The organism is Streptomyces sp. TRM49041 (assembly GCF_008271805.1).
In the GTDB taxonomy this organism is placed as follows: domain Bacteria; phylum Actinomycetota; class Actinomycetes; order Streptomycetales; family Streptomycetaceae; genus Streptomyces.
Genome location: NZ_VSRY01000016.1, coordinates 1 through 21,635 on the forward strand (window position 1 = coordinate 1; position 21,635 = coordinate 21,635).

A 21,635-nucleotide genomic window follows, 5' to 3' on the forward strand; every position below is an offset into this window, starting at 1 on the left:
CGGGGCGGACGGCCGTGGCGCCCGGCGCCCCGGCTCCCGGCGCGTGCCCCGGCCGCGGTCAGGCTCCGGCACCGGAACCGGCACCGGTGCCCGCGCCGGTACGGGCCCCGCCGCGCGCCTTCGGCTACTGGTCGGACGAGAAGCGGACGGAGCCGTCCGGGAGGCGGGTCTCGCACCAGACGCGGACGCCGGAGCGGAGTTCGTTGTCCGTGCCCACGTCGGCGCCGTCGCCTATCACCGCGCCGTGCAGGATCGTGCGGGCGCCGATGCGGGCGCCCTCGCCGATGAGGGAGTCGGTCACCACCGCGCCCGGTTCCACGACGGCGCCCGCCATGACGTTGCTGCCGTCGATCCGGGCGCCCTCGCCGACCACCGCGCCCGCGCCGATGACCGTGCCGCCCGTGAGCTTGGCGTCCGGGGCGACCGTCGCGCCGTCGATGACGAGGCGGTCGCCGCAGCGGCCGGGGACCGCCGGGGACGGGGCGCGGCCGAGGACGAGGTCGGCGGAGCCGCGTACGAACGCCTGCGGGGTGCCGAGGTCGAGCCAGTACGTGGAGTCGACCATGCCCTGGAGGTGGGCGCCGTCGGCCAGGAGGCCCGGGAACGTCTCGCGTTCGACCGAGACGGGCCGGCCGGCCGGGATGGTGTCGATGACGGACCGGCGGAAGACATACGCGCCGGCGTTGATCTGGTCCGTGACGATCTCCTCGGGCGTCTGCGGCTTCTCCAGGAATGCCGTGACGCGCCCGGTGGAGTCCGTCGGTACGAGGCCGAACGCTCTCGGGTCCTCGACGCGGGTCAGGTGGAGTGAGACGTCGGCGCCCGAGGTCTCGTGGGTCTCCACCAGGGCGCGGATGTCGAGGCCGGTGAGGATGTCCCCGTTGAAGATGAGGACCGGCTCGTCCGGCCCCGACCGCAGCCGCGAGGCGACGTTGCGTATCGCGCCGCCGGTGCCGAGCGGCTCCACCTCGGTGACGTACTCGAGGTGGAGGCCGAGTGACGAACCGTCGCCGAAGTACGGCTCGAACACCTCGGCCAGGTACGAGGTCGCCAGCACGATGTGCTCGACGCCGGCCGCGCGGGCCCGGGCGAGCTGGTGCGTGAGGAACGGGACACCCGCCGCGGGCACCATCGGCTTCGGTGTGTTCACCGTCGTCGGTCGCAGCCTGGTTCCCTTGCCACCGACCAGGAGGATCGCTTCTGTCACCTGTCGTCTCTGCTTCCTGCTGGGGCCGGTCGTTGGGGGTGGGGCCGATCCGGCGCGCTGATCTCGGTCGGAGATCGGTCATATGATCGGCACGACCAGGCAGTGTAGGCAGATCCTAGGCAGACCTGGGCAGACGGTTCGACACAGCGTTTCGGTCAGGGTCTGCCCTGGTATTCCGCCGCCGCGGTACGGGCCGTGCCGAGCTTCGAGTAGAGCTTGGTTCCCGGGCATTCGGTGGCGTAGCCGTCACGGTGCCCGGAAATGACGTTGAGGCTGACCTTCGTGCCTTTCTTGTACAGGTTTCCGCCACCCGATGTCAGGGTGCTCCTGCCGCGCGGGTCCTTTCCGTACAGACCGAGTTTCCACGCCGTCAGTTTCGCCACCGCTGTGACGGTTGCGGCGGGCGGGGTGTCCGAGCCGAACGAACCGAGCACCGCGATACCTGTGGTGCTGGTGTTGAAGCCGAGCGTGTGGGCGCCCTGCACCGGTTTGGCGACGCCGCCGGCCCGGCCTTCGTAGATGTTTCCGCATTTGTCGATGGCGAAGTTGTAGCCGAGGTCCCGCCACCCCATGCTCTCGACGTGGTAGCGGTAAATACTGCGGAGCAGTGAGGGGGCCTGGGCGCAGGTGTAGTTGTTGCCGGTGGCGCTGTGGTGGACGAAGGCCGCCTGGACGGAATCGGTGTAGAGGAAGTCCGGTTCGCGCAGCTTCTCGTCGGCGCCCCAGCCCTTGCGGGTGACGATGCGCGGCTGCGGCCCGATGTACTGCGCAGCGGCGACCGGCACGGTGGCCTCGGTCTCGGCCTTGGACAGTTCGGGGATCTCGGTGGCGCCCAGCCCTGCGATGTCGGCGTTGACGGCCGACGCGGCCGACTCCTCGGCGGTGAGGCCGGATACGGCGCTCTGGTCCGCGCCGGCGGGTGGGGCTGCTTGGCCCTGCCCTTGCCCGACGCTGCCGGCCGGGGTGTCGATGCCGACCGAGGTGTTGATACCGACCGACGTGTCGACACCGATCGACGTGTCGACGCGGCCGACCGACGTGTCGACACCGATCGACGTCTCGATGCCGCCGACCGAGGTGTCGATGCCGACCGAGGTGTCGACGCCGACCGAGGTGTCGCTCGTCGCCGGTTCGCCGCTGTCGGCCGGGGCATCGCTATCGGCCGGGGCATCGCTGTCGGCCGGGTCGTCGCCGGGATCGACCAGCTCGACACGCAGGCCCGGCGGCACCGCCGGGGCGCCGGCGCTGCGCGACACGCCCGCCTCCGGCCGTACCCGGACCTCGATGCCGTCCGAATCGCCCACCCACAGGGGCGCGGTCGCGCCGCGCACCCCGTCCGCCCGGGCCTCCGCCGTGCCGGGGTCGGCGGCGTGGTCGAGGTGGTGGGCCTCCAGGTCCTGCCACTGCGACCAGACGCCGGTCCCGGTGGCGCGCGTACGCACCTGGACCGTGCCGTGCAGTTCGGAGCGCGGGTCGTCCCACACGACGCCGACGAGCGAGAACGGTTCGACATCCCGGCGCGGCAGCCCATGGGGGGCCCGGCCGTCGGGGGCCGCGCTCCGCTCTGTGGTGAGCAGGGGCGCGAGCGGCAGGGACTGCGTCGATCCGGCCACCGACACATCGTCCGCCGCGGGCGCGGAGGAGACCGCGGCGGACCGAGGCGAGATCTGCGCCGCGGACAGCGGCCCGGGCAGCGGCATCGCGAGAGCGGAGGCGGAGGCGGTGGACGCGGCCGCTGTGGCGACCGCGATCGCTACGCCGATCAAGGGAATACGAATGTAACTCATAGCTAGATACTGGACATTTCACCCCAGTTGCGCTTGTCGGGTTTCCTGACGGCCGATCGCTCCGTACGGAGGAGGGCGTCACCCGCTCGGCCCTGTCGCGGCCGCCCGGCCCGCGTACCCTTGCCCGCGTGAACGCCAGCGACCTCACCCCTGCCGACCTGCTGCGATCCGCGCTCGCCGCGGACCCGGCCCGCCCCTTGGTCACGTACTACGACGACGCCACCGGTGAGCGCGTCGAACTGTCGGTGGCCACCTTCGCCAACTGGGTGGCCAAGACGGCGAACCTGCTCCAGGACGGGCTCTCCGCCGAGCCCGGTGAGCGGGTCTCGCTGCTGCTGCCCGCGCACTGGCAGACCGCCGTCTGGCTGCTCGCCTGCGCGTCCGTGGGAGTGGTGGCCGACCTCGACGGCGACCCGGCCGACGCGGATCACGTGGTGGCCGGGCCCGAACGGCTCGACGACGGCCTGACCTGCGGCGGCAGCCGCCTCGCCCTGTCGCTCGCCCCGCTGGGCCGCCGCTTCCCCACGCCGCCGGCGGGCTACGACGACTACGCGGTCGAGGTGCCGAGCCAGGGCGACCGGTTCGTACCGTACGTCCCGGTCGACCCGGACGAGCCCGCGCTCGCCCTGCGCGACGCGGCCGGCGCCCGTAAGGAGCTGACCGGCGCCGAGCTCGTCGAGCGCGCCCGCGCGGACGCGGCGCGGCGGGGGCTCGAGCCGGGGGCGCGGCTGCTGTCGGGGCTGGCCTGGGACACATGGGAGGGCGTGTCGGCCGGGCTGTACGCGCCGCTTGCCGCGGGCGCGTCCGTCGTCCTCTGCCGCCACCTCGACCGGCTGTCGCCGGAGGCGCTCGCCCAGCGGATCGACAGCGAACGCGTCACCGACCGCGTCTGACGGCCACCCGTCCGGCGGACCGCCTGCCGAGTCCGCCGGGTTCCGGAGTCCTTCCCGGTACATCATCGGCGGTGCGCACCACTGTGCACACAACCCTGTGCGGGGCCCGGCCGTCTCACCGTGCGACGGCCGCCCCGGGACCTGGGTGCCGCCGACGCCATGAAGGACGGACTCTGACGTGACGGACACCGCCGGCACTCCCCCGGACCCGGACGCCTCGGCCCGACACCGGCCGACGTGGCTGCGCTGGGCGGCGCTCGGCTCGTCGGTCGTCGTGCTGCTCGCGGCGGGCACCGGCTGGTGGCTGTACCGGAAGCTCGACGGCAACATCACCACCGACAGGAACGCGGTGGCCGAACTCAAGCGGTACGAGCGGGAGCGCCCCGCCCCCGTCCCGCGCGGCGGCAAGAACATCCTGCTCATCGGCTCCGACACCCGGGCCGGCAACGGGAACACGAAGTACGGCCAGGACAAGGGCAGCCAGCGGTCCGACACCACGATCCTGCTGCATCTGTCGGCGCGTGGGCACGGCGTGACGGCCATGTCGATCCCGCGCGACCTGATGGTGGACATCCCGGACTGCCGTACGGGCGGCGGCAGGCGCGCCACTCCCGGCGCCGCCCCGTTCAATGGGGCGTTCGAGCTGGGCGGAACGGCCTGCACGATCCGTACGGTCGAGAAGCTGACCGGAATCCGCGTGGACCATCACATGGTGATCGACTTCCGGGGCTTCAAGGACATGGTGGACGCCGTCGGCGGCGTACGGGTCTGCGTCCGGGAGCCGATCGACGACCCGGACGCGCAGCTGAAGCTGGAGGCCGGAGCGCAGACGCTCGACGGCGAGCAGGCCCTCGGCTACGTACGGGCCCGCAAGTCGCTGGGCGACGGCAGCGACACCGAACGCATGAACCGCCAGCAGCAGTTCCTCGGCGCGCTGGTCACCAAGGTGCAGAGCAACGGCGTCCTGCTCAACCCGGCGCGGCTCTACCCGGTCCTGGACGCGGCCACCAAGTCGCTCACCACGGACCCGGGGATGGACTCGCTGAAGGACCTGTACGACCTGGCGCGGCGGCTGCGCAGCGTACCGCCCGAGGAGGTGCGGTTCCTGACCGTGCCGAGGAAGCCGTACCGCGCGGACCCGAACCGCGACGAGCTGGTGCAGCCGGACGCCGGCCGGCTCTTCAGACGACTGCGGGCCGACGCCCCGGTGGCCGTCGTCCCCACCACCGAGCGGGACGGCCCTTCCCCGGAGGCTCCAGAGGCTCCAGAGGCGCCGGAGGCTTCGCCGAACGGCCCGGGGAGCCCGTCCGCCGTGCCGACCTTCAGCGGGACCAACGCCGCGGTGAGCACCTGCCCGTAGGGACGCATCCAGGGGAGGGCGTAGTGATGTGAAGAGGGAGGTGTGAGGAAACAGGGTGACAGAGGTGGCGGTGTATGAAGATTGAGCGGATTGTCCCTTTGTAAGGGGCGTGGAATTTGTCACGCACGTCGCCCCGCGCTGAACTGGGCGGATAGTGTGACGCGATCCGGTACGACCGACCGCACAGGTCGCGCACCCAAGGATCGAGAAACCGAGCGCCTGCAAGGGGGAGGCGCCTCGCGTGGCACCGACGGAGGACTCAGGTAACCGTGGACGCGCACAGCCGTGGAGGGGCGGAGAACATCGACCCCGCCGACCAGTGGGTACTGAACCCGCAGACCGGTAACTACGAACTGCGACTGGACCATTCCGCAGGGCAGTCACCCGTCTCCGCGCAACGTGCCGCGACCGCCCCGAAGCCACCGCCCCAGGCGAGTCGCGCCTCGCGGACCTCCTCCGCGTCCCCGGCCGCGTCCGCCCCGACGGCGGCGGAGTCGGAGTCGGCCGCGGGGCACCGGCGCCGTACGACCGAGGTCCCCGAGCAGCGCAGGCGCCGGCCCGCGGAGCCCGCGCAGGGCGGCGGCCGCCGGGGTGCGGCGCAGGGCCCGACGAGCCGGCGCCGTCAGAAGCCGAAGAAGTCCCGCAAGAAGAAGATTCTCCTGTGGACGGGCGGCGTGATGGCCTTTCTGCTGGTGGGCACCGGCACCTTCGTCTATTACCTCTACGAACGGCTCGAGGGGAACATCAACACGATCGACGTCGGGGGTGCGGGCGGCAGTTCGGGCTTCAAGAAGGACCAGGCGATCAACCTGCTGGTGATCGGCACGGACAAGCGGACCGGTGACGGCAATTCCGGCTATGGCGACAAGAACAGCCCCGGCCACGCCGACACCACGATCCTCTTCCATGTCTCCAAGGACCGGACGAACGCCACGGCGCTGTCCATCCCCCGGGACCTGATCACCGACATCCCGGACTGCGAGACGAAGCTGGAGGACGGCAGCACCAAGACGATCCCCGGCCAGCGGGGGGTGCGGTTCAACACCAGCCTCGGACAGATGGACCGGAATCCGGGCTGCACCATGGCCACGGTCAAGGAGCTCACCGGTGTCCCGATCGACCACTTCATGATGGTCGACTTCAACGCCGTGAAGACGCTGTCGTCCGCCGTCGGCGGTGTCGAGGTGTGTGTCGAGAAGCCGGTCGACGACAAGAAGTCCGGCCTGAAACTGCCCGAGGGCACGAGCGTCATCGAGGGCGAGCAGGCGCTGGCTTTCGTCCGGACCCGGCAGGCGTTCGGGCAGAAGAGCGACCTGTCCCGCATCCAGACGCAGCAGTTGTTCATGAGCTCGATGATCCGCAAGATGAAGTCGAGCGACACACTCACCAGCCCGTCCAAGCTTTACGCCCTCGCCGACGCGGCCACCAAGGCCCTCACCGTCGACAGGGGCATAGGGAAAGTCGACCTACTCCGTGACCTCGCCGCGGAGATCGCCAAGGTCGACCCCAAGAACGTCACCTTCACGACGCTGCCGGTGCTCGACAACCCGGCCGAGACGGTGAAGGCGACCGTCGTCCTCAACGAGGTGAAGGCCGAGCCGCTCTTCTCGATCATCCAGAACGACATCTCGCTCACCGAGGTGCAGCAGAAGGAGAGGGACGCCAAGAACGCCCAGCAGGCGGCCCAGGCCGCACTCCTCAAGGGCCCCCGCGCCGAGCCCTCCGCGGTTCGGGTGGACGTGTACAACGGCAGCGGCGTACGCGGCGGTGCCCAGTCGACGATCAACTGGCTGCAGAACGACATGGGCGTGCTGAAGTCGACGAACAAGGCGAACGCCCCGGCGGACATAGCGAAGACGACGCTGGAGTACGCGCCGAACCAGGCCGATCAGGCCCGCAAGCTCGCGGACATGATGGGACTGCCCGCGACGGCCCTGAAGCAGGGGACGGCGGACGCCGGGGAGCGTGAGCCGATGGTGCTCACCCTCGGCAAGGACTTCACGGCCGCGGGCGTGCCGATCACCGGTCCGGCGAAGGCGCCGGAGGGTGTGCAGAGAGTAGAGGCGGACAAACAGGTGTGCGCGAAGTGACGCGCACCTGAGTCACAGGGGAGACGTGGGTGGGACACAGCAGCGTGCGTGGGGAGGGGACGCGGGAGAGCGTCCCGCACGCCCGGAACGCCCGTGACCTGGGCTGGGACGACAGCCTCGACGACCGGGCCGAAAGCCCGGGCGACGGTGGCGACTCGACCGGTACGGGCGGGAGCGCAGGAACGGGGCCGGGATCGGGATCGGGCGGCGGGCGTAGGGGCGCCCGGAGTTCGGACGCCGACGGCCCGGAGGCCGAGGAGGACGACGGGCCGGACACCGGCGGACGGTCGGGCTCCCGGGGCGCGGGAAGCCCCCGACGGGCGGGCAGACGACCGCGGCAGCGCGCCAGGAGCAGCAAACGGCGGGTGTTCCGCTGGGTGGCCTCGGTGCTGTCGCTGCTGATACTCGGCACCGCGGGCGCGGGGTACGTCTATATCCAGCATCTGAACGGCAACATCCGCAGTAGCGGCCGCAGCGGCGGCGACAGCGGAGTGAAGAAGGCGTCGCCCAACGCGGCCGGTAGGACCCCGCTGAACATCCTGCTGATCGGCGCCGACGGCCGGAACTCCAAGGAGAACCTGGCGCTCGGCGGCGCGAAGGACACGGTGGGCGACAAGCCGCGGGCCGATGTGCAGATGCTCCTGCACGTCTCCGCGGACCGCAAGAGCGCCGCCGTGGTGAGTATTCCGCGCGACACCCGCGTCGACATACCCGAGTGCAAGGACCCCGAGACCGGTGAGCCGTACCCGGCGACCAACCGGATCATCACCGAGTCGCTGCAGCGTGGCGGTCCCGGCTGCACCCTGACGACCTGGGAGAAGATGACCGGCGTCTACATCGACCACTGGATGATGGTCGACTTCGCCGGTGTGGTGAAGATGGCGGACGCGGTCGGCGGTGTCCCCGTCTGCGTACAGCACAACGTGTGGGACCGGCCGACCCCGCAGGTCCCGGGCGGCTCCGGCCTCAAGCTGGAGAAGGGCGAGACGTACGTCCAGGGTGAGCAGGCGCTTCAGTGGCTGCGTACCCGGCACGCGTTCTTCAACGACCAGGGCCGTGCCAAGGCGCAGCACATGTACATGAACTCGATGCTGCGTCAGCTCAAGAGCCAGAACGCGTTCACGGACACCGGCCGCGTCATGGACCTCGCGGAGGCCGGTACCAAGGCGCTCCAGGTGTCCGAGGAACTCGGCTCGGTGAAGAAGCTCTTCGACCTGGCCATGGAGCTGAAGGACGTACCGACCAACCGCATCACCATGACGACGGTGCCGACGGCCGAGGACCACCAGAACAGCGCGCACCTGCTCGCGGTGGAGAGTGCGGCGCAGAAGATGTGGAAGATGCTCCGCGAGGACATCCCCTTCGACGACAACGGCGGTCCGGCGGCCAAGGCGTCCACCGCCCCGAGGGAGACGGGCCCGCCCGCCGCGGCACCGGCCGACCTCGCCGTCACGGTCGTCAACGGCACGGGGGCCGACGGGAAGTACCCGGTGCAGGGCCGGGCGCACGGGATCTCCGAGATCCTGCGGGGCAAGGGCTTCACGCAGGCCGCGACCTCGCGGACCGCCGCGCCCACGAAGGAGACGCTCCTCACGTACCCCGAGTCCGCCGGCGCGCAGGGCAAGGCGGACGCTCTGTCCGTGGCGAATGCCGTCGGTCTGCCGACCGACGCGGTGCGGGCGGCCGACGGTGAAGGCGACGGCGAAGGCGACGGCGGGCTGACGCTTACGGTCGGCGCCGACTGGCGCGAGGGGGACACGTATCCCAAGCAGGAGGCGCCCAAGGCCGGTGACCTGCCGACGGACGCGGAGAACTCCAACGGCGCCGACGACAAGGCATGCATGGACGTGTACAAGCCGTATCGCTGGTAGCGGTACGGGAGTGACGAGGAGAGGGGCCGGTCGCCACGGATCCGTGGCGACCGGCCCCTCTCCTTCCGCACGTCAGTTCTTCTGTGCGTCAGTTCTTCGCGAGGACCGCCGGGCGGCGGCTGGCGATGACCCTCTTCGCGAGTGAGCGCGGGCTCGTCAGGAAGCCGAAGCCCCACGACATGTGCATCGTCGCGAGCGCCACCGGGATCTGCGCACGGGCCTTCAGCGACAGCCCCTTGCCGGCCGGGATCGAGCCGAGCGTGATGGCCGCGAGGTAGCCGCCGGGGATCACGAAGCCGAGCGGGGTGAGTGTCGCGCCCACGACGAGTCCGGCCGCGATGGCGCAGACGGCCGTCGGCGGCGCCAGATAGCGGAGGTTGATCGAACCCTGGTGGTAGCGGGCGACGACATGGCGCCAGCGGCCGTAGTCCTTGTACTGCTTCGCCAGGGCGCGCACGGACGGCCGCGGCCGGTACTGCACGCGCAACTCCGGCGAGAACCAGATCAGTCCGCCCGCCTCGCGGATACGGAAGTTCAGCTCCCAGTCCTGGGCGCGAATAAACTCCTCGTTGTAGCCGCCCTGTCGTTCGAGGGCCTCGCGCCGGAACACGCCCAGATACACGGTCTCGGCCGGGCCCGCCTCGCCGCCCGTGTGGAACGCCGCGTTGCCCACGCCGATCCTGGACGTCATCGCGGCCGCGACGGCGTCCTCCCAGGCGTTCTCGCCCTCGGCGTGCATGATGCCGCCCACGTTCTGCGCGCCCGTCTCCTCCAGGAGCCGGACGGCCGTCGCGATGTAGTTCGGCGAGAGCATGCCGTGCCCGTCGACGCGCACCACGATCGGGTGACGGGACGCCTTGATCGCGGCGTTCAGCGCGGCGGGTGTACGGCCCGTGGGGTTCGGCACGGTGTGGACGCGGGAGTCCTCGCGTACCAGCTCGGCGGCGATCTCGTCGGTACGGTCCGTGGACGGGCCGAGCGCGATCACCACCTCCATCTCGCCGTCGTACTCCTGCTCGAGGATGTGACGGACCGCGTCGCGGAGGTGCCGCTCTTCGTCGAGAACCGGCATGATCACGGAAACCGGGGGCAGGGGCATGGCTCCTCGGGGGTACGGGGCTCGTCCCCCGGCGGACAACAGCCTCGGGGGTCCGGGGATCGCCCCCGGCGGACAGCAGTTTCGCCCGCCACGTTACCGCGAATGGGGGACACCGGTGCGCGCCGCCCGGCCGGTAAGGCCGGTCGCTGATCGTATGGGCCTACTGTGCCAACGGTTCCCTCCCATTCGCCCGCGAGGTGTCCCACGTGCCCACGCCGCCCCGCCGCCGCCCAGCCCGCCCGGTCCCCCGGCCGCCCGCCCACGGTGCGCGGAGGCAGGCGGCGGCGCCGAGGCCGCGGCGGCGGCAGCGGCCCCGGTGGGCGATGCGGATGGTGACGACCCTGTCGGTGCTGGTGCTGGGCGCGGGCGGGATCGGGCACGCGGTGGTGACCAGCCTGGACACCGGGATCAGCCGGGTCGACGCGTTCAAGGACATGAAGAACCGCCCCAAGGCGGGCCACGGCACGAACATCCTGCTCGTCGGCACCGACGGCCGCGAAAGGATCACGGCGGCGGAGAAGGCGCGGTACCGGCTCGGCGGGGCGCCCTGTCGCTGCACCGACACGATCATTCTGGTGCACATCTCCGAGGACCGGCGGCGGGCGAGCCTGGTGTCGCTGCCCCGGGACTCGTACGCCGAGCTGACCGAGCACACCGACGCGACGACCGGAAAGCGGCACGGCCCGCACCCCGTCAAGCTGAACGCCGCGTACGCGGAGGGCGGGCCGAACCTGACCGTACGGACCGTGGAGCGGATGACCGGGGTGAAGATCGACCACTATCTGGAGGTCGACTTCACCAGCTTCATGCGGACCGTGGACGCCGTGGGCGGGGTGCGGATCTGCACGGCCCGGCCGATGAAGGACCCCTACACGGGCCTCGACCTGCCGGCCGGGACGCACACGCTGGACGGCGGGAAGGCGCTGCAGTACGTGCGGTCGCGCCATGTCGACGGGGCGTCCGACCTGGGCCGGATGCAGCGGCAGCAGCGGTTCGTGGCCGCCCTGATCGACCGGGCGACCAGCGACGGGGCGCTGCTGCACCCGGTGCGGTTCCGGAAGGTCATGGGCGCCGTGGCCGGGTCGGTCCGGGCCGACGAGGGGTTCGGTACGGAAGAGATGGTCGCCCTGGGGAAGGCGATGCGCGGCTTCACGACGGCGTCGTCCGAGTTCACGTCCGTGCCGGTCGGGGCGGTGGGCGTGCACGTCAAGGGCCTCGGGTCGACGGTGAAGTGGGACCCGGTGCGGTCCAGGAAGCTGTTCGACTCGATCCGCGAGGACCGGCCGCTCACCACGCGCCCGGCCACCCCGGCGCCGCGCAGGAAGCTCGTCGAGGTGGCCCCGAAGGAGGTGCGGGTGCAGGTCTACAACGGCACCCGGCTGGACGGTCTGGGCGCCAAGGTCGACGCGGCGCTGCGGGCGACCGGCTTCAACACGACGCGCACCCCGTACAACGCGGACCGGCGGGACGTGGTGCGCACGGTCGTCTCGTACGACCCGCGCTGGGACCGCTCGGCGAAGTCCCTGGCGGCGGCGCTGCCGGGGAGCGAGCTGCGGGCCGTGCCGAGGCAGGGGGCTGTGCTGAAGGTCACGGCCGGTACGGACTTCAAGGCGGTCCAGCCGGTCCGCTCCGAGACGCCGCCGACTGCGATGGCGAAGCCGGCCGGGGGCTACACGGCGGTGACCGGGGACCAGGTGGTCTGCCCCTGAGCTTCGGGCCCTGGAGCTTCGGGCCCTGGCACTTCAGGCCCTGGAGCTTCGCGCCCTGGCACTTCGGGCCCTGGAGCTTCGGCGCTCGGACGGCGCGCCCCGCCCCTGTCGCTCAGTCCTCGATGCCCTCCGCCGTGCGCCGCTCGCGCAGTTCGCGGATGGCACGGCGGCGGGCCAGCCGGTGGGTGCGGCGGATCTGCGCCTCCTGGTAGCGGCGCTTGTCCCGCTCGGTCTCCGGGACGACCGGCGGCACGGGCCGCGGCTTGCCGTCCGCGTCGACGGCGGCGAACACCAGGTACGCGGAGCCGACCTGCGTGGCCGGAGTCGACTCGTTCCAGCGCTCGGCCAGCACCCGCACGCCGACCTCCATCGAGGACCGGCCGGTCCAGTTGACCTGCGCCTTCACATGGACGAGGTCCCCGACGCGCACCGGCTCCAGGAAGACCATCTCGTCCATCGAGGCGGTGACCGCGGGCCCGCCGGAGTGACGTCCCGCGACGGCGCCCGCCGCGTCGTCCACCAACTTCATGATCACGCCGCCGTGCACCGTACCGAGCAGGTTGGTGTCACTGCCGGTCATGATGTGGCTGAGCGTGGTGCGGGACGCCGAGGTGGGCTTGCCCTCGAGCATGGCCTGATCTGTCATGCCCTCCACCATATGCCCGGAGTCGGGCAGGTCCGCATTGCATCAGCTTCGCTACAGCGCCGCCCCGATTTCCCACCCACCCTGTAAGAGCCGCCGAGGTGGGCGGCACACTGTTCGGCATGAATGACTGGCCTGAAGGATGGTCCGACGAACGCGACGCGCGTCACGGCCGTGGCAGCGCCGGCGCCCAGCCCGAGGGCGCCCGCGTGATGCGCCATGTGCGGCCCGGGGCGGTCCCGCCGCAGCAGCGGCAGGGGTACGACGACGCCGTCGGCCAGGCCCCGGCATCGGCCCCGGGGTATGCGAGCGACTACAACACGGGCCAGGTCTACGGCATCCCGCGCGGCGCCGGCCAGGGCGGGGGCCCCGGTGGCCCCGGCGGGCACGGGCCCGGCGTGCCGCCCATGCCGTCGCACGGCCCCGGCGCCCGTCCGGCGCCGAACTGGGGGCGCCGGATCAAGATCGGCTCAATCACGCTGGCGACCGTCCTCCTGGTGACCACCGTCGGCACCTACTTCTGGGCCGACGGCAGGATGCGCCGCGAGGTGGACCTCTCCAAGGTCATCGAGCGCCCGGCGGAGGGCGACTGCACCACATATCTGATCGTCGGCTCCGACAGCCGTGAGGGCTTGACCTCCGAGGACAAGAAACGGCTGCACACCGGCTCCGCCGACGGCAAGCGCACGGACTCGATGATGATCCTCGCCGCGTGCGGCAGCGGGAACACGATGATCTCCCTGCCGCGTGACTCGGATGTGGAGATCCCCACGTTCGTCGGCTCGGAGTCCGGCAAGACGTTCAAGGGCACGGGCCGCCGTGTGAAGCTGAACGCGGCGTACGCGGAGGACGGCCCCGAGCTGCTCGTCCGCACCGTGGAGCACAACACCGGACTGCGCATCGACCACTACGCGGAGATCGGCTTCGCGGGCTTCGCGAACATCGTGGACGCGCTCGGCGGTGTCGAGCTGAACATCGAGAAGGGCTTCAAGGACAAGAGGTCCGGGGCCGACTTCCAGGCGGGCAAGCAGACCCTGGACGGCGAGCAGGCGCTGGCGTTCGTACGGACCCGGTACGCCTTCGCGGAGTCCGACCTGGCGCGGACGAAGAACCAGCAGAAGTTCCTGGCCGCGCTGGCCAACCAGGCGGCGACGCCGGGCACGGTCCTCAACCCGTTCAAGCTGTACCCGACGCTGGGCGCCGGCCTGGACACGCTGATCGTCGACAAGGACATGTCGCTGTTCGATCTGGCCGAGATGTTCTTCGCGATGAAGAGCGTCAACGGCGGCGACGGGAAGTCCATGAACATGCCCATCTCGGGCAGCCGCGGCGGCAACCTGGTCTGGGACAAGGCGAGGGTCAAGCAGCTGGTGCAGCAGATCCAGAACGACGAGAAGGTCACGGTCACGTCGGACCGGTGACGCGTGGGGGCGCGGCCGCCCGGCCGCGCCCCGCGCGTCACTTCAGCTCACCCGGCGAACGGGTTCGCGTGGCCCGGGAGTTGCCGTCCCGGCCGCAGGAAGCGCTGGATACCGTGCTCGTCCCGCACTGCGACGAGCCCGGCCGCCTGGAGCCGCTGCGCGAGCTTCTGGCGGCGGGCCTCGCCCAGCTTGAAGAAGCCCAGGAGGAGACCGCCCAGGAAGACGCCGGCGCCGAGGGCCACGAGGTACTTCCCCGCGATCAGGATGACCACCACGGCCACGCCGAGCATGGCCCACGCCACGGTCTTCTGCCGCGGCTCGGCGGCCTGCCCCATGACGTCGAAGGCGATCCGGTCCTTGGCCAGGGCGACGGCCGCCTCCGCCTCCGGGAGCGGCTTGAGCGTGCCGGGCAGCAGCCCGGGCGCGGCTCCGCCGTTGCCGGCCTGCGGGTACGCGGCGATGGTGGCGGCCTCGCGGGCGCGCGCCTCGGGGTTGGCGTCGCGGTACAGGAACACGGTCAGGAGCTGCTTGTTGTGACCGTGCCGCCGGGCCTCGCCGTACTCGAAGCCGTACTGCTCGACGAGGTGGACCTGCGCGGCGACCCGGCCGGTGGCGGTGGCGCTGTCCGTGATCTCCACGACGTCCTGGGTGGCGATCTGCTGGAGAATCCTCGAGACCGTGCGATCCGTGCTCATGTTCCTCATCCTGCAAGGCGTGATACCGACGGCTGGATTCCGGCGGCAGCGCAGCTTAGCCGACCATACGGACGCTGGTCAGGCCCGCGCCAAGAGCCGCGGCGCGGTGACACCGACGGCAGGGCCCGCGTCCTGACCGAGCAGCGCCCCGCTCAGTCCAGGGATGCCAGCGCGTCCGCTATCAGTGAGCGCGCTACAGCTCCCCGCGCAGCCCCCCGCGAGAGCCGTTCGAAGGCTCGGGCGTACAGCTGCACCTGGCTGGGCTGTGCAAGTGTGGAAGCGGCGTCCAACGTGTCCGCGTGGACCCTGGTGTCGTCGAAGATCGTGAAGGTCGGCATGGGCCATACCGTTCGCCGCGATGAGAACGGAATGATCCCCACAGCGACGTTCTGGAGATCCATGATCCCGAGCAGGTGACCGAGCTGAGCGGCCATGGTCTCGGCGCTGCACAGCCGGTACCGCAACACCGACTCCTCCAGCACGAACGAGAACCGGCGTGCGCCGTTGCTCAGCACTTCGTTGCGCTTGATGCGGGCCGCCACTGCGTCGCTCACGTCGTCCGGGGCTCCCCGGAAGTCTGCGATGGACGACAGCAGAGCGGCCGCGTATCCGGGCGTCTGGAGGAATCCAGGGATCACGTCGGATACGTAGACCCGGAACACCTTTGTTCGTTGGTACAGGTCCCCTGTGGACTCCTGCAAGCGTCGGAGACCGGTCCGCTGCAGGTGCCTCCACTGCACATGAGCATCGGCGGACTGCCGGTTCGCTGCGATCAGGTCCGGTACGTCGTCATCAGCGGCGCAGGCTCGGCACCATGCCCTGATGTCCCGGTCGGAGGGAGGCGTCTTGGCGTTCTCGATCCGGGACGACTTCGACTCCGACCAGCCGCATCTGGCGGCCAACTCCCGCCCGGTGATCCCCGCGTCCTTCCGGATCTCGCGCAGACGGCCGGCGATTTCCTCACGGGACCTCTGAACGCGTGAAGAGGCGTGTAGGGGCATGGAGCCGGCCTTCGTCAGATCTTGTACAGGTGGTGCGGGACCGCCCGCTCCCAGACTGCTTCGAAGGCAGCGGAGCACAGCTGCACGGCCTCCGGGTCGGCCGTTATCTCGTCCTCGACCACCACTCCGTCGCCGGAGAAGTGGTGCACCCGGAGCAGCGCGCCGTCGAACAACCAGAAGTCATTTCCGGGCAGGGGGACAACTGTGGCCCGTCGCCGCGGCAGCCACCGAACCTCTTCGCCCGCCGTGACGTTGGCGTGCGTGACGTAGTGCTCCCATCGGATGTACTCCGAGACGGGCTCGGAAACGACACGGGCGCGGCGGATCACCACACCTCGGGCCACCGAGTCCGAAATCAACTGATCGTAGGGATGCCACCAGGAATCCCGGTCCTCCCAGTCGATCCGCTCACCCCGCTTCCATGCCTCGAACCGGTCCGTCGGAGCATAGGAGTCACGCAGCTCCAGGTGGACGGCAGACCGCTCGCACTGCCGCAGCAGCTCAGCGAAGCTGGGCACGCTCGACGGCATCACAGGCCTCCCTGATCATCGGAATCATCCGGGCCGGAATCCTGACGATGGCTTCGCTGTCGGGCACCGGACCGTTTGCGGGGCTGCTCGCCTCGCACTCCACCTGAGTCTCGGGGCTCGGCCTCCACCCCTGCAACAAGATCTCTTGGGCTGCCGCGTCCGCCCACACCGTCGGGCAGTGGTCCCGGTCGGTGTTGGGGTCGATCCCGACGAACTCTACGGCCATGGCCGGCTCCCTGGTCTAGGTGCTTGCTCGGGCTTGCACGACCCTTGCTGAGCAGCAGAGACATCGTCAATAGCACTATTGGCCAAGCTAATTGGCGTGCAAGCTCATGCAAGTTCATGGAGTTCTCCGCCCGCCGCCTTCTACGTTCGCTCCATCGACCTCGGAAGTGATGGGGAGGGCGCGGCATGATGACCACGGAACCCGCGCGGTGGCCGGCGGCACCAGTGGGGCTGCCACTGAGGATCGAGCGGGAGCCCGTGCTGGTGCCATGGCTGCGCCGCGGAGCTTGCGGACGCGAGACCGCACGGCGGCCGCCTTGGCCGTGTCCCGGGCCGGAAAACCGAACCGACCGAGAGGAGCACCACTCGCATGACTGTCACCGTCGACAAGCCGACCGCCACGCGTACGCGTGACCCGAAGGAACTCCTCAACGCCGTCACACCTCACGTCAAGCACCTGAGCATCAACGTGTTCGACAGCGGCATGACCGTATGGGACCGCGAGGTCGCGCTGCTGCTGCGCGACGAGGTCATGGTGCGGGACCTGGCGGAGCGCGTCCTCGGCAACGCCGTGATGTACATGATCGCCTCGATGGAGCACCCCGAGGTGCACCTCGGGGTCGGCAAGGTCGTGGACATCGGCGTGCACCAGGTCGTGCTGGACACGCCCGTGTACTTCGCGCTGTGCGATGTGTACAACGGCGGGGCATACAAGCACCACGCGCCGTTCATCCAGCGCCGCAACGACGGCACGGTCCTCCGCACAGCCGACTTCCTGCGCTCCGTCGGCTTCGCCCCGGACGAGGAGCTGTGGGCCAGGGACGGGGCGGAGTGCTCCCCGTGCGACAGCAAGGTCCCGGACAGCCACTGACCGCCGTACCACGGCACCAGGCTGGGGCAACGCCATCCTGGCGGGGCCCCGGCCCGCGTCCCGACCCGCCCGACAGGACTGTGACCATGAGCGCACCGCACAACTACGACCACGAACGCCAGCTGTGGGACACCTACGCCAAGAGTGCCTGGAAGGACGACGCCAACGGCGAACCGGCGTTCCGGTGGACCCAGTACAAGGACCACCCCCATGACCCCGGCCCGGATCTCCTGCACGACCCGGGCAGTGTCCTGGAGATCGGCTGTGGCACCGGCCGGGGGCTCGCCCATCTCGCCCGGCGCGGCGTGAAGGCCACAGGCGTGGACCTGTCCCCCGTGATGGTGGAGAACGCCACCGAACGCTTCGGCCGCCTCGGAGCGCGGTTCGTATGCGCCGAAGTCCTGGACTACCTCACGCGCACCGCTACCACCCATGACGCCGTCTACTCCGTATTCGGCGCCGCCTGGTTCACCGCTCCCGAGTGCCTCTTCCCTCTCGTCTTCGAGCACCTCAACCCCGGCGGCGTGTTCGCCTTCTCCCAGGCTCCCGCCATCCCTGGCGCCTACGGCCCACAAGGCATGTACAAGGGCGGCTTCGCCGGACCCGCCATGTACACCTACCGCTACAGCTACACACCCGAGGTCTGGAAGCACTTTCTGCACGAAGCCGGGTTCACCGAGGTCACCGTGAGGGAACTCGACGCACCCACCCCCGGCCACATCGGCACGCTCATCGCCGGCGCCATGCGCCCGTGACAGCAGGGCACGGACGCTCGGCGGGTCGGTGTGGTCGAGTGCGCGGCGCCGTACGGCGGCGGAGCCGTCGGCGGTGCGCTGGGTGATCAGTCGGCGGAGTCGTCGCCCTGGGTCTCGGCAGCGGGCGGCAGCGGATCGGCGACGAACGTCCCCAACCCGACTTCGCCCCGCGTCCACCCCTGTTCCCGCACATGGCGCATCGCCTTCGCCGCTGTCGCGTTCACCACGCCGAACTCCTGGGCGATTTCCAGAGTGGACGGCACACGGCTCCCCGGCGGATAGGAGCCGCCCTCGATACGCCGGATGATCTCCGCTGCGATGGCCGTGGGTTCTGGTTCTCCGAAGGGGTCTCGAAGCCGAACCGACGGGTGGTGCAGCCATAACCGTCCCCGGACGGGCCCGGGTTTGCCCGGCCCGTCGAACTGAAGGTGTCAGCCGACGCCGTCGATGCAAGGTCCCCCGGGGCAGGCCGACGTTATGAAGGTTGTAGGGCCATGGGAATTCGCCCGGAGCAACATTCGACTGGCCGCCGCCGCGAGCCATACCAGGTGCTGGACCCGTTCGGACGACCGATCGAGCCTGTCGCGACGTACCTCAGAGATCTGATGGCAGCGGACAGTTCGCCGTTGACGCCGCGTTCGTACGGGATGGATCTGCTGCGCTGGTGGCGCTACCTGTGGGCATGTGGAATCGAGTGGGACCGCGCGGTTCGTGAAGATGCCCGGGACTTCATGCTCGGCCTGTTGGGCCGCTTCACTGGCCGCTGGTTCGGCGCACTGCGGTGAGGGCGGCGCGGATTGCCGTCGTCATAGGGTGCCCCGCTCCCAGCAGCCGTACCGCGTCGGTGAGGGCACGCTCGTACAGGGGGACTGCGAGGTCCGGGCGCCCCGTCGCCTCGTACGCGGCGGCGAGGTCGAGGCGTACCGCCCCGGTGTCCGGATGGTCCTCCCCGACACTGCGTACAGTGGCGTCGAGGGTCTGCTCGAGCAGTGGAACGGCCAGGTCCACGCGGCCCCTGCGCGCGTGTGTGGCGGCGAGGTTGTGGCGCACAGTACGCGTCAGCTCATGGGTGTCCCCCAGGTTGCGCGCCGCGTCGCGAAGGGCCCGCTCGTACACCGGAAGGGCACCGTCGGGGCGGCCCGCCGCCACGAGCGCGCCTGCGAGGTCATTGCCGGAGCCAACGGTGAGGGGAGAGCCGGCTCCGAGGACACGCTCCCGGTCGGCCAAGGTCTGCTCGTATAGCGGGATGGCCCGTTCCAGGTCCCCCGCCGCCTCATATGCATCGGCGAGGCCACCACGCGTCGCGAGGGTGTGCGGGTGGTCGGCTCCGAGGAGCCGCTCACGGTCGCCGAGGACCCGCTCGTACAGGGGGACGGCGCGGCCGAGGTCACCCACGGCCGCGTAGGCGCCGGCGAGGTTGTTGCGCATGATCAGGGTGTGCAGGTGGTGCTCGCCGAGGATCCGCACCGCGTCCTCGGCGATCTCGCGGTGCAGCGGAAGGGCGCGCGCGGGGTCTCCCGCCGCCGCGTAGGCGAAGGCCAGGTTGTTTCGCGCGATCAGGGTGTCCGGGTGGTCCGGGCCAGCGGTGCGGATCCGGTCGTGCAGGGTCTGCTCGTACAGCGGCAGCGCCCTGGCGAGATTCCCGGCCGTCTGGTGAGCCTGGGCGAGGTTGTTGCGCGTGGACAGGGTATGCGGATGGTCTGTGCCCAGAACCCGCTCCCGGTCCCTGAGGGTGTCCTCCAGGAGGGAGAGGGCCCGGGCCGCGTCACCTTTGAACTCGTAAGCCCGTGCAAGGTTGTTGCGTACTGTGAGGGTGACGGGATCTGTGTCGCCCAGTTCCCGTGCGGCGGCGGTGAGGGCGCGTTCGTAGTAGGTGATCGCGCGGCTCGTGTCGCCCTGGTGGGTGAGAAAGAGGCCGGCCTCGTTGAGCACTCTTCCGATGTCTTCGGAGGTGTCCGTCTCGGGGGGCGAGCGGCCGATGACGGCGTCGATGTGCGGCGTCAGAGCCCGCCAGGCGGGCCAGGCGGCGGGGTCCAGCGATGTGGCGGGCAGCGCCGCCTGCAGGTGGGCGGCCGCCGCCCGGCGGGCCCGGTCGACGAGGTCCGGCGCGCGGTGGGGGTCACGGAGGTCGGGGGTGCGGGCCAGGGCCTGCACGAGGGGGTGCACGGCGAGGGTGCCGGTGCCGGGGTCGGCGGTCACCATGCTGTAGGCGGTGAGCAAGCCGAGGGCGCCGGTGGCCTCCGGGGTGCCCGGCTCCCCGCCGAGGAGGCCGACGGGGATGCGGTCGGGGGCGTACCAGGCCAGGAGACGCAGCAGGTCGGTGGCCAGGGGCTGGGTCCGCCGGATTCGGTCCAGCGTCAGATTCCAGACACGGGCGACAGTGCGTTCGCTGTCGGCGCCGGGGACGCCGCCGGCCCCGTAGAGGTCCGCCGGGTACCGGGCCAGGAGGCCGAGGTAGCCACGGGGCGTCAGCAGCGGGGCCTGGGCGAGATAGGCGGCGGCCTGCTCGACGGCAAGGGGCAGGTGACCGAGCTCGGCGCACAGTTCGGCGGCGCCGTCCATGTCGCGCGGGTCGGCGCCGGCCGTGGCGATACGGGTGAGCAGCGCCAGTGACGCGTTCTCGTCCAGGACGTCCAGGCGGACCACGGTGGCTGCGCCGTGCCACACGGTCGCGAGCCTGCTGGTGATCAGGAAGCGGCCGCCGCGGGCCCGGTCGAGCAGCGGGGCGATATCCCGGGGATCATTGACGTTGTCCAGCACCAGCAGCCAACCGTCGTGGGTGGCCAGCCACTGCAGGGCGCGCTCGGTCAGGTCGGCGGCGCGCAGCACCTCGGCCAGGGCGGGTTGCAGCGCGCTGGCCAGGTCGGCGAGGCCCCGCTGGACGGAGGCGGCGCTGTCGGCGGTGATCCAGCGGATGGGTGCGCAGCCCGCCGCGTGGGCGCGGGTGACCGCCCAGTGGGCGGCCAGGGCGCTCTTGCCGATACCACCGAGCCCGTGCACCGCCTGCACCACCACCTCGCCAGGGTGGGAAAGGACCTTGTCCAGCCGGTCGAGTTCGGCAGTGCGTCCCACGAAGGCACCCCGCCGGGGGACGTTATCCAGCCCGGGTGGGGCGTCCACATCAGCGGGCGGCAGCAGAGCCTGGGGTGGCAGCATCAGGGCACGGGCGCCGTCCCCGGTCTGCGCGACCCCGTAGAAGCCGCCGGGCGCCGCGATGGCAATGGAGCGCGGGCCCGACGCGTCGGCGTGGACAGGAGTAGGCGGACCCTGGGCACGCCGCTGATCACGCGTCGGCCGCTCACGTCGGCGCTTGCGGAACAGAGGCGTCACTGCGGTGCCCCGCCGGAGGTTTCACCGGTGGCGAGGCGGCCGTGGTTGTCGCCAGCGATGGCGATGGACTGGTCACCGGACGCGGTTGCAGTGGCCGCAGACGGCGGAGGGCCGGAAGGGGGCGGTGTCGGAGGATCCGGAGAGGGCG

Annotated in this window: 19 protein-coding genes; 9 read left to right on the forward strand and 10 right to left on the reverse strand. The window is 70.8% G+C overall.

What is annotated here, in order from left to right:
• Positions 1 to 124 precede the first annotated feature (124 nt).
• On the reverse strand, positions 125 to 1,207 hold the full coding sequence (locus FVS66_RS01175) for an NDP-sugar synthase (RefSeq protein ID WP_149179064.1): 1,083 nt from the start codon (positions 1,205 to 1,207) through the stop codon (positions 125 to 127).
• A 155-nt stretch (positions 1,208 to 1,362) separates the two neighbouring features.
• The gene (locus tag FVS66_RS01180; RefSeq protein WP_262386728.1) at positions 1,363 to 2,994 is read right to left on the reverse strand and encodes an N-acetylmuramoyl-L-alanine amidase; all 1,632 of its coding nucleotides are present in this window, start codon (positions 2,992 to 2,994) and stop codon (positions 1,363 to 1,365) included.
• Between the two features lie 128 nt (positions 2,995 to 3,122).
• Between FVS66_RS01180 and FVS66_RS01185 the strand changes: the two genes are divergently transcribed.
• From FVS66_RS01185 to FVS66_RS01200, 4 genes are all read left to right on the forward strand, one after another.
• On the forward strand, positions 3,123 to 3,887 hold the full coding sequence (locus tag FVS66_RS01185) for a TIGR03089 family protein (protein ID WP_149179065.1): 765 nt from the start codon (positions 3,123 to 3,125) through the stop codon (positions 3,885 to 3,887).
• Between the two features lie 178 nt (positions 3,888 to 4,065).
• Positions 4,066 to 5,247 carry an LCP family protein gene (locus tag FVS66_RS01190; protein WP_149179066.1) on the forward strand — a complete coding sequence of 394 codons (1,182 nt, stop codon included), beginning with the start codon at positions 4,066 to 4,068 and terminating at the stop codon, positions 5,245 to 5,247.
• Between the two features lie 269 nt (positions 5,248 to 5,516).
• Complete coding sequence (locus tag FVS66_RS01195; protein ID WP_149179067.1) at positions 5,517 to 7,337, forward strand: LCP family protein; 1,821 nt, start codon at positions 5,517 to 5,519, stop codon at positions 7,335 to 7,337.
• Positions 7,338 to 7,366: 29 nt separating this feature from the next.
• Complete coding sequence (locus FVS66_RS01200) at positions 7,367 to 9,208, forward strand: LCP family protein (protein WP_149179068.1); 1,842 nt, start codon at positions 7,367 to 7,369, stop codon at positions 9,206 to 9,208.
• 88 nt (positions 9,209 to 9,296) lie between these two features.
• On the opposite strand, the gene FVS66_RS01205 is transcribed toward FVS66_RS01200, so the two are convergent.
• The gene (locus FVS66_RS01205) at positions 9,297 to 10,307 is read right to left on the reverse strand and encodes a glycosyltransferase family 2 protein (RefSeq protein ID WP_149179069.1); all 1,011 of its coding nucleotides are present in this window, start codon (positions 10,305 to 10,307) and stop codon (positions 9,297 to 9,299) included.
• Between the two features lie 323 nt (positions 10,308 to 10,630).
• Here FVS66_RS01205 and FVS66_RS01210 point away from each other — a divergent pair, with 323 nt between their 5' ends.
• The gene (locus FVS66_RS01210; protein WP_149179070.1) at positions 10,631 to 12,016 is read left to right on the forward strand and encodes an LCP family protein; all 1,386 of its coding nucleotides are present in this window, start codon (positions 10,631 to 10,633) and stop codon (positions 12,014 to 12,016) included.
• Positions 12,017 to 12,128: 112 nt separating this feature from the next.
• Here the strand turns inward: FVS66_RS01210 and FVS66_RS01220 are convergent, their stop codons facing one another.
• Positions 12,129 to 12,662 carry an acyl-CoA thioesterase gene (locus FVS66_RS01220; RefSeq protein ID WP_262386729.1) on the reverse strand — a complete coding sequence of 178 codons (534 nt, stop codon included), beginning with the start codon at positions 12,660 to 12,662 and terminating at the stop codon, positions 12,129 to 12,131.
• Positions 12,663 to 12,781: 119 nt separating this feature from the next.
• Between FVS66_RS01220 and FVS66_RS01225 the strand changes: the two genes are divergently transcribed.
• Positions 12,782 to 14,080 carry an LCP family protein gene (locus tag FVS66_RS01225; protein ID WP_187645328.1) on the forward strand — a complete coding sequence of 433 codons (1,299 nt, stop codon included), beginning with the start codon at positions 12,782 to 12,784 and terminating at the stop codon, positions 14,078 to 14,080.
• A 47-nt stretch (positions 14,081 to 14,127) separates the two neighbouring features.
• Here the strand turns inward: FVS66_RS01225 and FVS66_RS01230 are convergent, their stop codons facing one another.
• The 4 genes from FVS66_RS01230 to FVS66_RS01245 all read right to left on the reverse strand — a co-directional run bounded on the left by FVS66_RS01230 (position 14,128) and on the right by FVS66_RS01245 (position 16,532).
• Complete coding sequence (locus FVS66_RS01230; protein WP_149179072.1) at positions 14,128 to 14,775, reverse strand: hypothetical protein; 648 nt, start codon at positions 14,773 to 14,775, stop codon at positions 14,128 to 14,130.
• A 152-nt stretch (positions 14,776 to 14,927) separates the two neighbouring features.
• Positions 14,928 to 15,776: a helix-turn-helix transcriptional regulator gene (locus tag FVS66_RS01235; RefSeq protein WP_149179073.1), complete on the reverse strand. Its 849-nt coding sequence runs from the start codon at positions 15,774 to 15,776 to the stop codon at positions 14,928 to 14,930.
• A gap of 14 nt (positions 15,777 to 15,790) precedes the next feature.
• Positions 15,791 to 16,306 (reverse strand): DUF6879 family protein, encoded by a 516-nt coding sequence (locus FVS66_RS01240; RefSeq protein WP_149179074.1) that lies wholly within the window; start codon positions 16,304 to 16,306, stop codon positions 15,791 to 15,793.
• A complete protein-coding gene (locus FVS66_RS01245) occupies positions 16,278 to 16,532 on the reverse strand; it encodes a hypothetical protein (protein WP_149179075.1) in 255 nt (84 codons plus the stop codon). Before FVS66_RS01245 ends, FVS66_RS01240 begins: the two co-directional genes overlap by 29 nt.
• A gap of 369 nt (positions 16,533 to 16,901) precedes the next feature.
• Between FVS66_RS01245 and FVS66_RS01250 the strand changes: the two genes are divergently transcribed.
• Positions 16,902 to 17,402, forward strand: coding sequence for a hypothetical protein (locus FVS66_RS01250; RefSeq protein WP_149179076.1), 501 nt, complete (start codon positions 16,902 to 16,904; stop codon positions 17,400 to 17,402).
• An 86-nt stretch (positions 17,403 to 17,488) separates the two neighbouring features.
• A complete protein-coding gene (locus FVS66_RS01255; RefSeq protein ID WP_149179077.1) occupies positions 17,489 to 18,157 on the forward strand; it encodes a class I SAM-dependent methyltransferase in 669 nt (222 codons plus the stop codon).
• Positions 18,158 to 18,243: 86 nt separating this feature from the next.
• On the opposite strand, the gene FVS66_RS01260 is transcribed toward FVS66_RS01255, so the two are convergent.
• Positions 18,244 to 18,534 (reverse strand): winged helix-turn-helix domain-containing protein, encoded by a 291-nt coding sequence (locus FVS66_RS01260; RefSeq protein ID WP_149179078.1) that lies wholly within the window; start codon positions 18,532 to 18,534, stop codon positions 18,244 to 18,246.
• Positions 18,535 to 18,651: 117 nt separating this feature from the next.
• On the opposite strand from FVS66_RS01260, the gene FVS66_RS01265 reads away from it, so the two are divergent.
• Positions 18,652 to 18,942 carry a hypothetical protein gene (locus FVS66_RS01265; RefSeq protein WP_187645329.1) on the forward strand — a complete coding sequence of 97 codons (291 nt, stop codon included), beginning with the start codon at positions 18,652 to 18,654 and terminating at the stop codon, positions 18,940 to 18,942.
• Here FVS66_RS01265 and fxsT read toward each other — a convergent pair.
• Positions 18,911 to 21,313, reverse strand: a complete 2,403-nt coding sequence (gene fxsT, locus FVS66_RS01270) for an FxSxx-COOH system tetratricopeptide repeat protein (RefSeq protein ID WP_262386741.1) — start codon at positions 21,311 to 21,313, stop codon at positions 18,911 to 18,913. The two genes, FVS66_RS01265 and fxsT, sit on opposite strands and share 32 nt — an antisense overlap.
• Positions 21,314 to 21,635: the final 322 nt, after the last annotated feature.

Excerpts from the sequence above, each read along its gene's own strand:
- fxsT (WP_262386741.1), bottom strand. The coding sequence starts at position 21,313 with ATGCTGCCACCCCAGGCTCTGCTGCCGCCCGCTGATGTGGACGCCCCA.
- FVS66_RS01235 (WP_149179073.1), bottom strand. The coding sequence starts at position 15,776 with ATGCCCCTACACGCCTCTTCACGCGTTCAGAGGTCCCGTGAGGAAATC.
- FVS66_RS01205 (WP_149179069.1), bottom strand. The coding sequence starts at position 10,307 with ATGCCCCTGCCCCCGGTTTCCGTGATCATGCCGGTTCTCGACGAAGAG.
- FVS66_RS01220 (WP_262386729.1), bottom strand. The coding sequence starts at position 12,662 with ATGACAGATCAGGCCATGCTCGAGGGCAAGCCCACCTCGGCGTCCCGC.
- FVS66_RS01230 (WP_149179072.1), bottom strand. The coding sequence starts at position 14,775 with ATGAGCACGGATCGCACGGTCTCGAGGATTCTCCAGCAGATCGCCACC.
- FVS66_RS01245 (WP_149179075.1), bottom strand. The coding sequence starts at position 16,532 with ATGGCCGTAGAGTTCGTCGGGATCGACCCCAACACCGACCGGGACCAC.
- FVS66_RS01180 (WP_262386728.1), bottom strand. The coding sequence starts at position 2,994 with ATGAGTTACATTCGTATTCCCTTGATCGGCGTAGCGATCGCGGTCGCC.
- FVS66_RS01240 (WP_149179074.1), bottom strand. The coding sequence starts at position 16,306 with ATGCCGTCGAGCGTGCCCAGCTTCGCTGAGCTGCTGCGGCAGTGCGAG.
- FVS66_RS01210 (WP_149179070.1), top strand. The coding sequence starts at position 10,631 with ATGCGGATGGTGACGACCCTGTCGGTGCTGGTGCTGGGCGCGGGCGGG.
- FVS66_RS01225 (WP_187645328.1), top strand. The coding sequence starts at position 12,782 with ATGAATGACTGGCCTGAAGGATGGTCCGACGAACGCGACGCGCGTCAC.
- FVS66_RS01250 (WP_149179076.1), top strand. The coding sequence starts at position 16,902 with ATGACTGTCACCGTCGACAAGCCGACCGCCACGCGTACGCGTGACCCG.
- FVS66_RS01255 (WP_149179077.1), top strand. The coding sequence starts at position 17,489 with ATGAGCGCACCGCACAACTACGACCACGAACGCCAGCTGTGGGACACC.
- FVS66_RS01265 (WP_187645329.1), top strand. The coding sequence starts at position 18,652 with ATGGGAATTCGCCCGGAGCAACATTCGACTGGCCGCCGCCGCGAGCCA.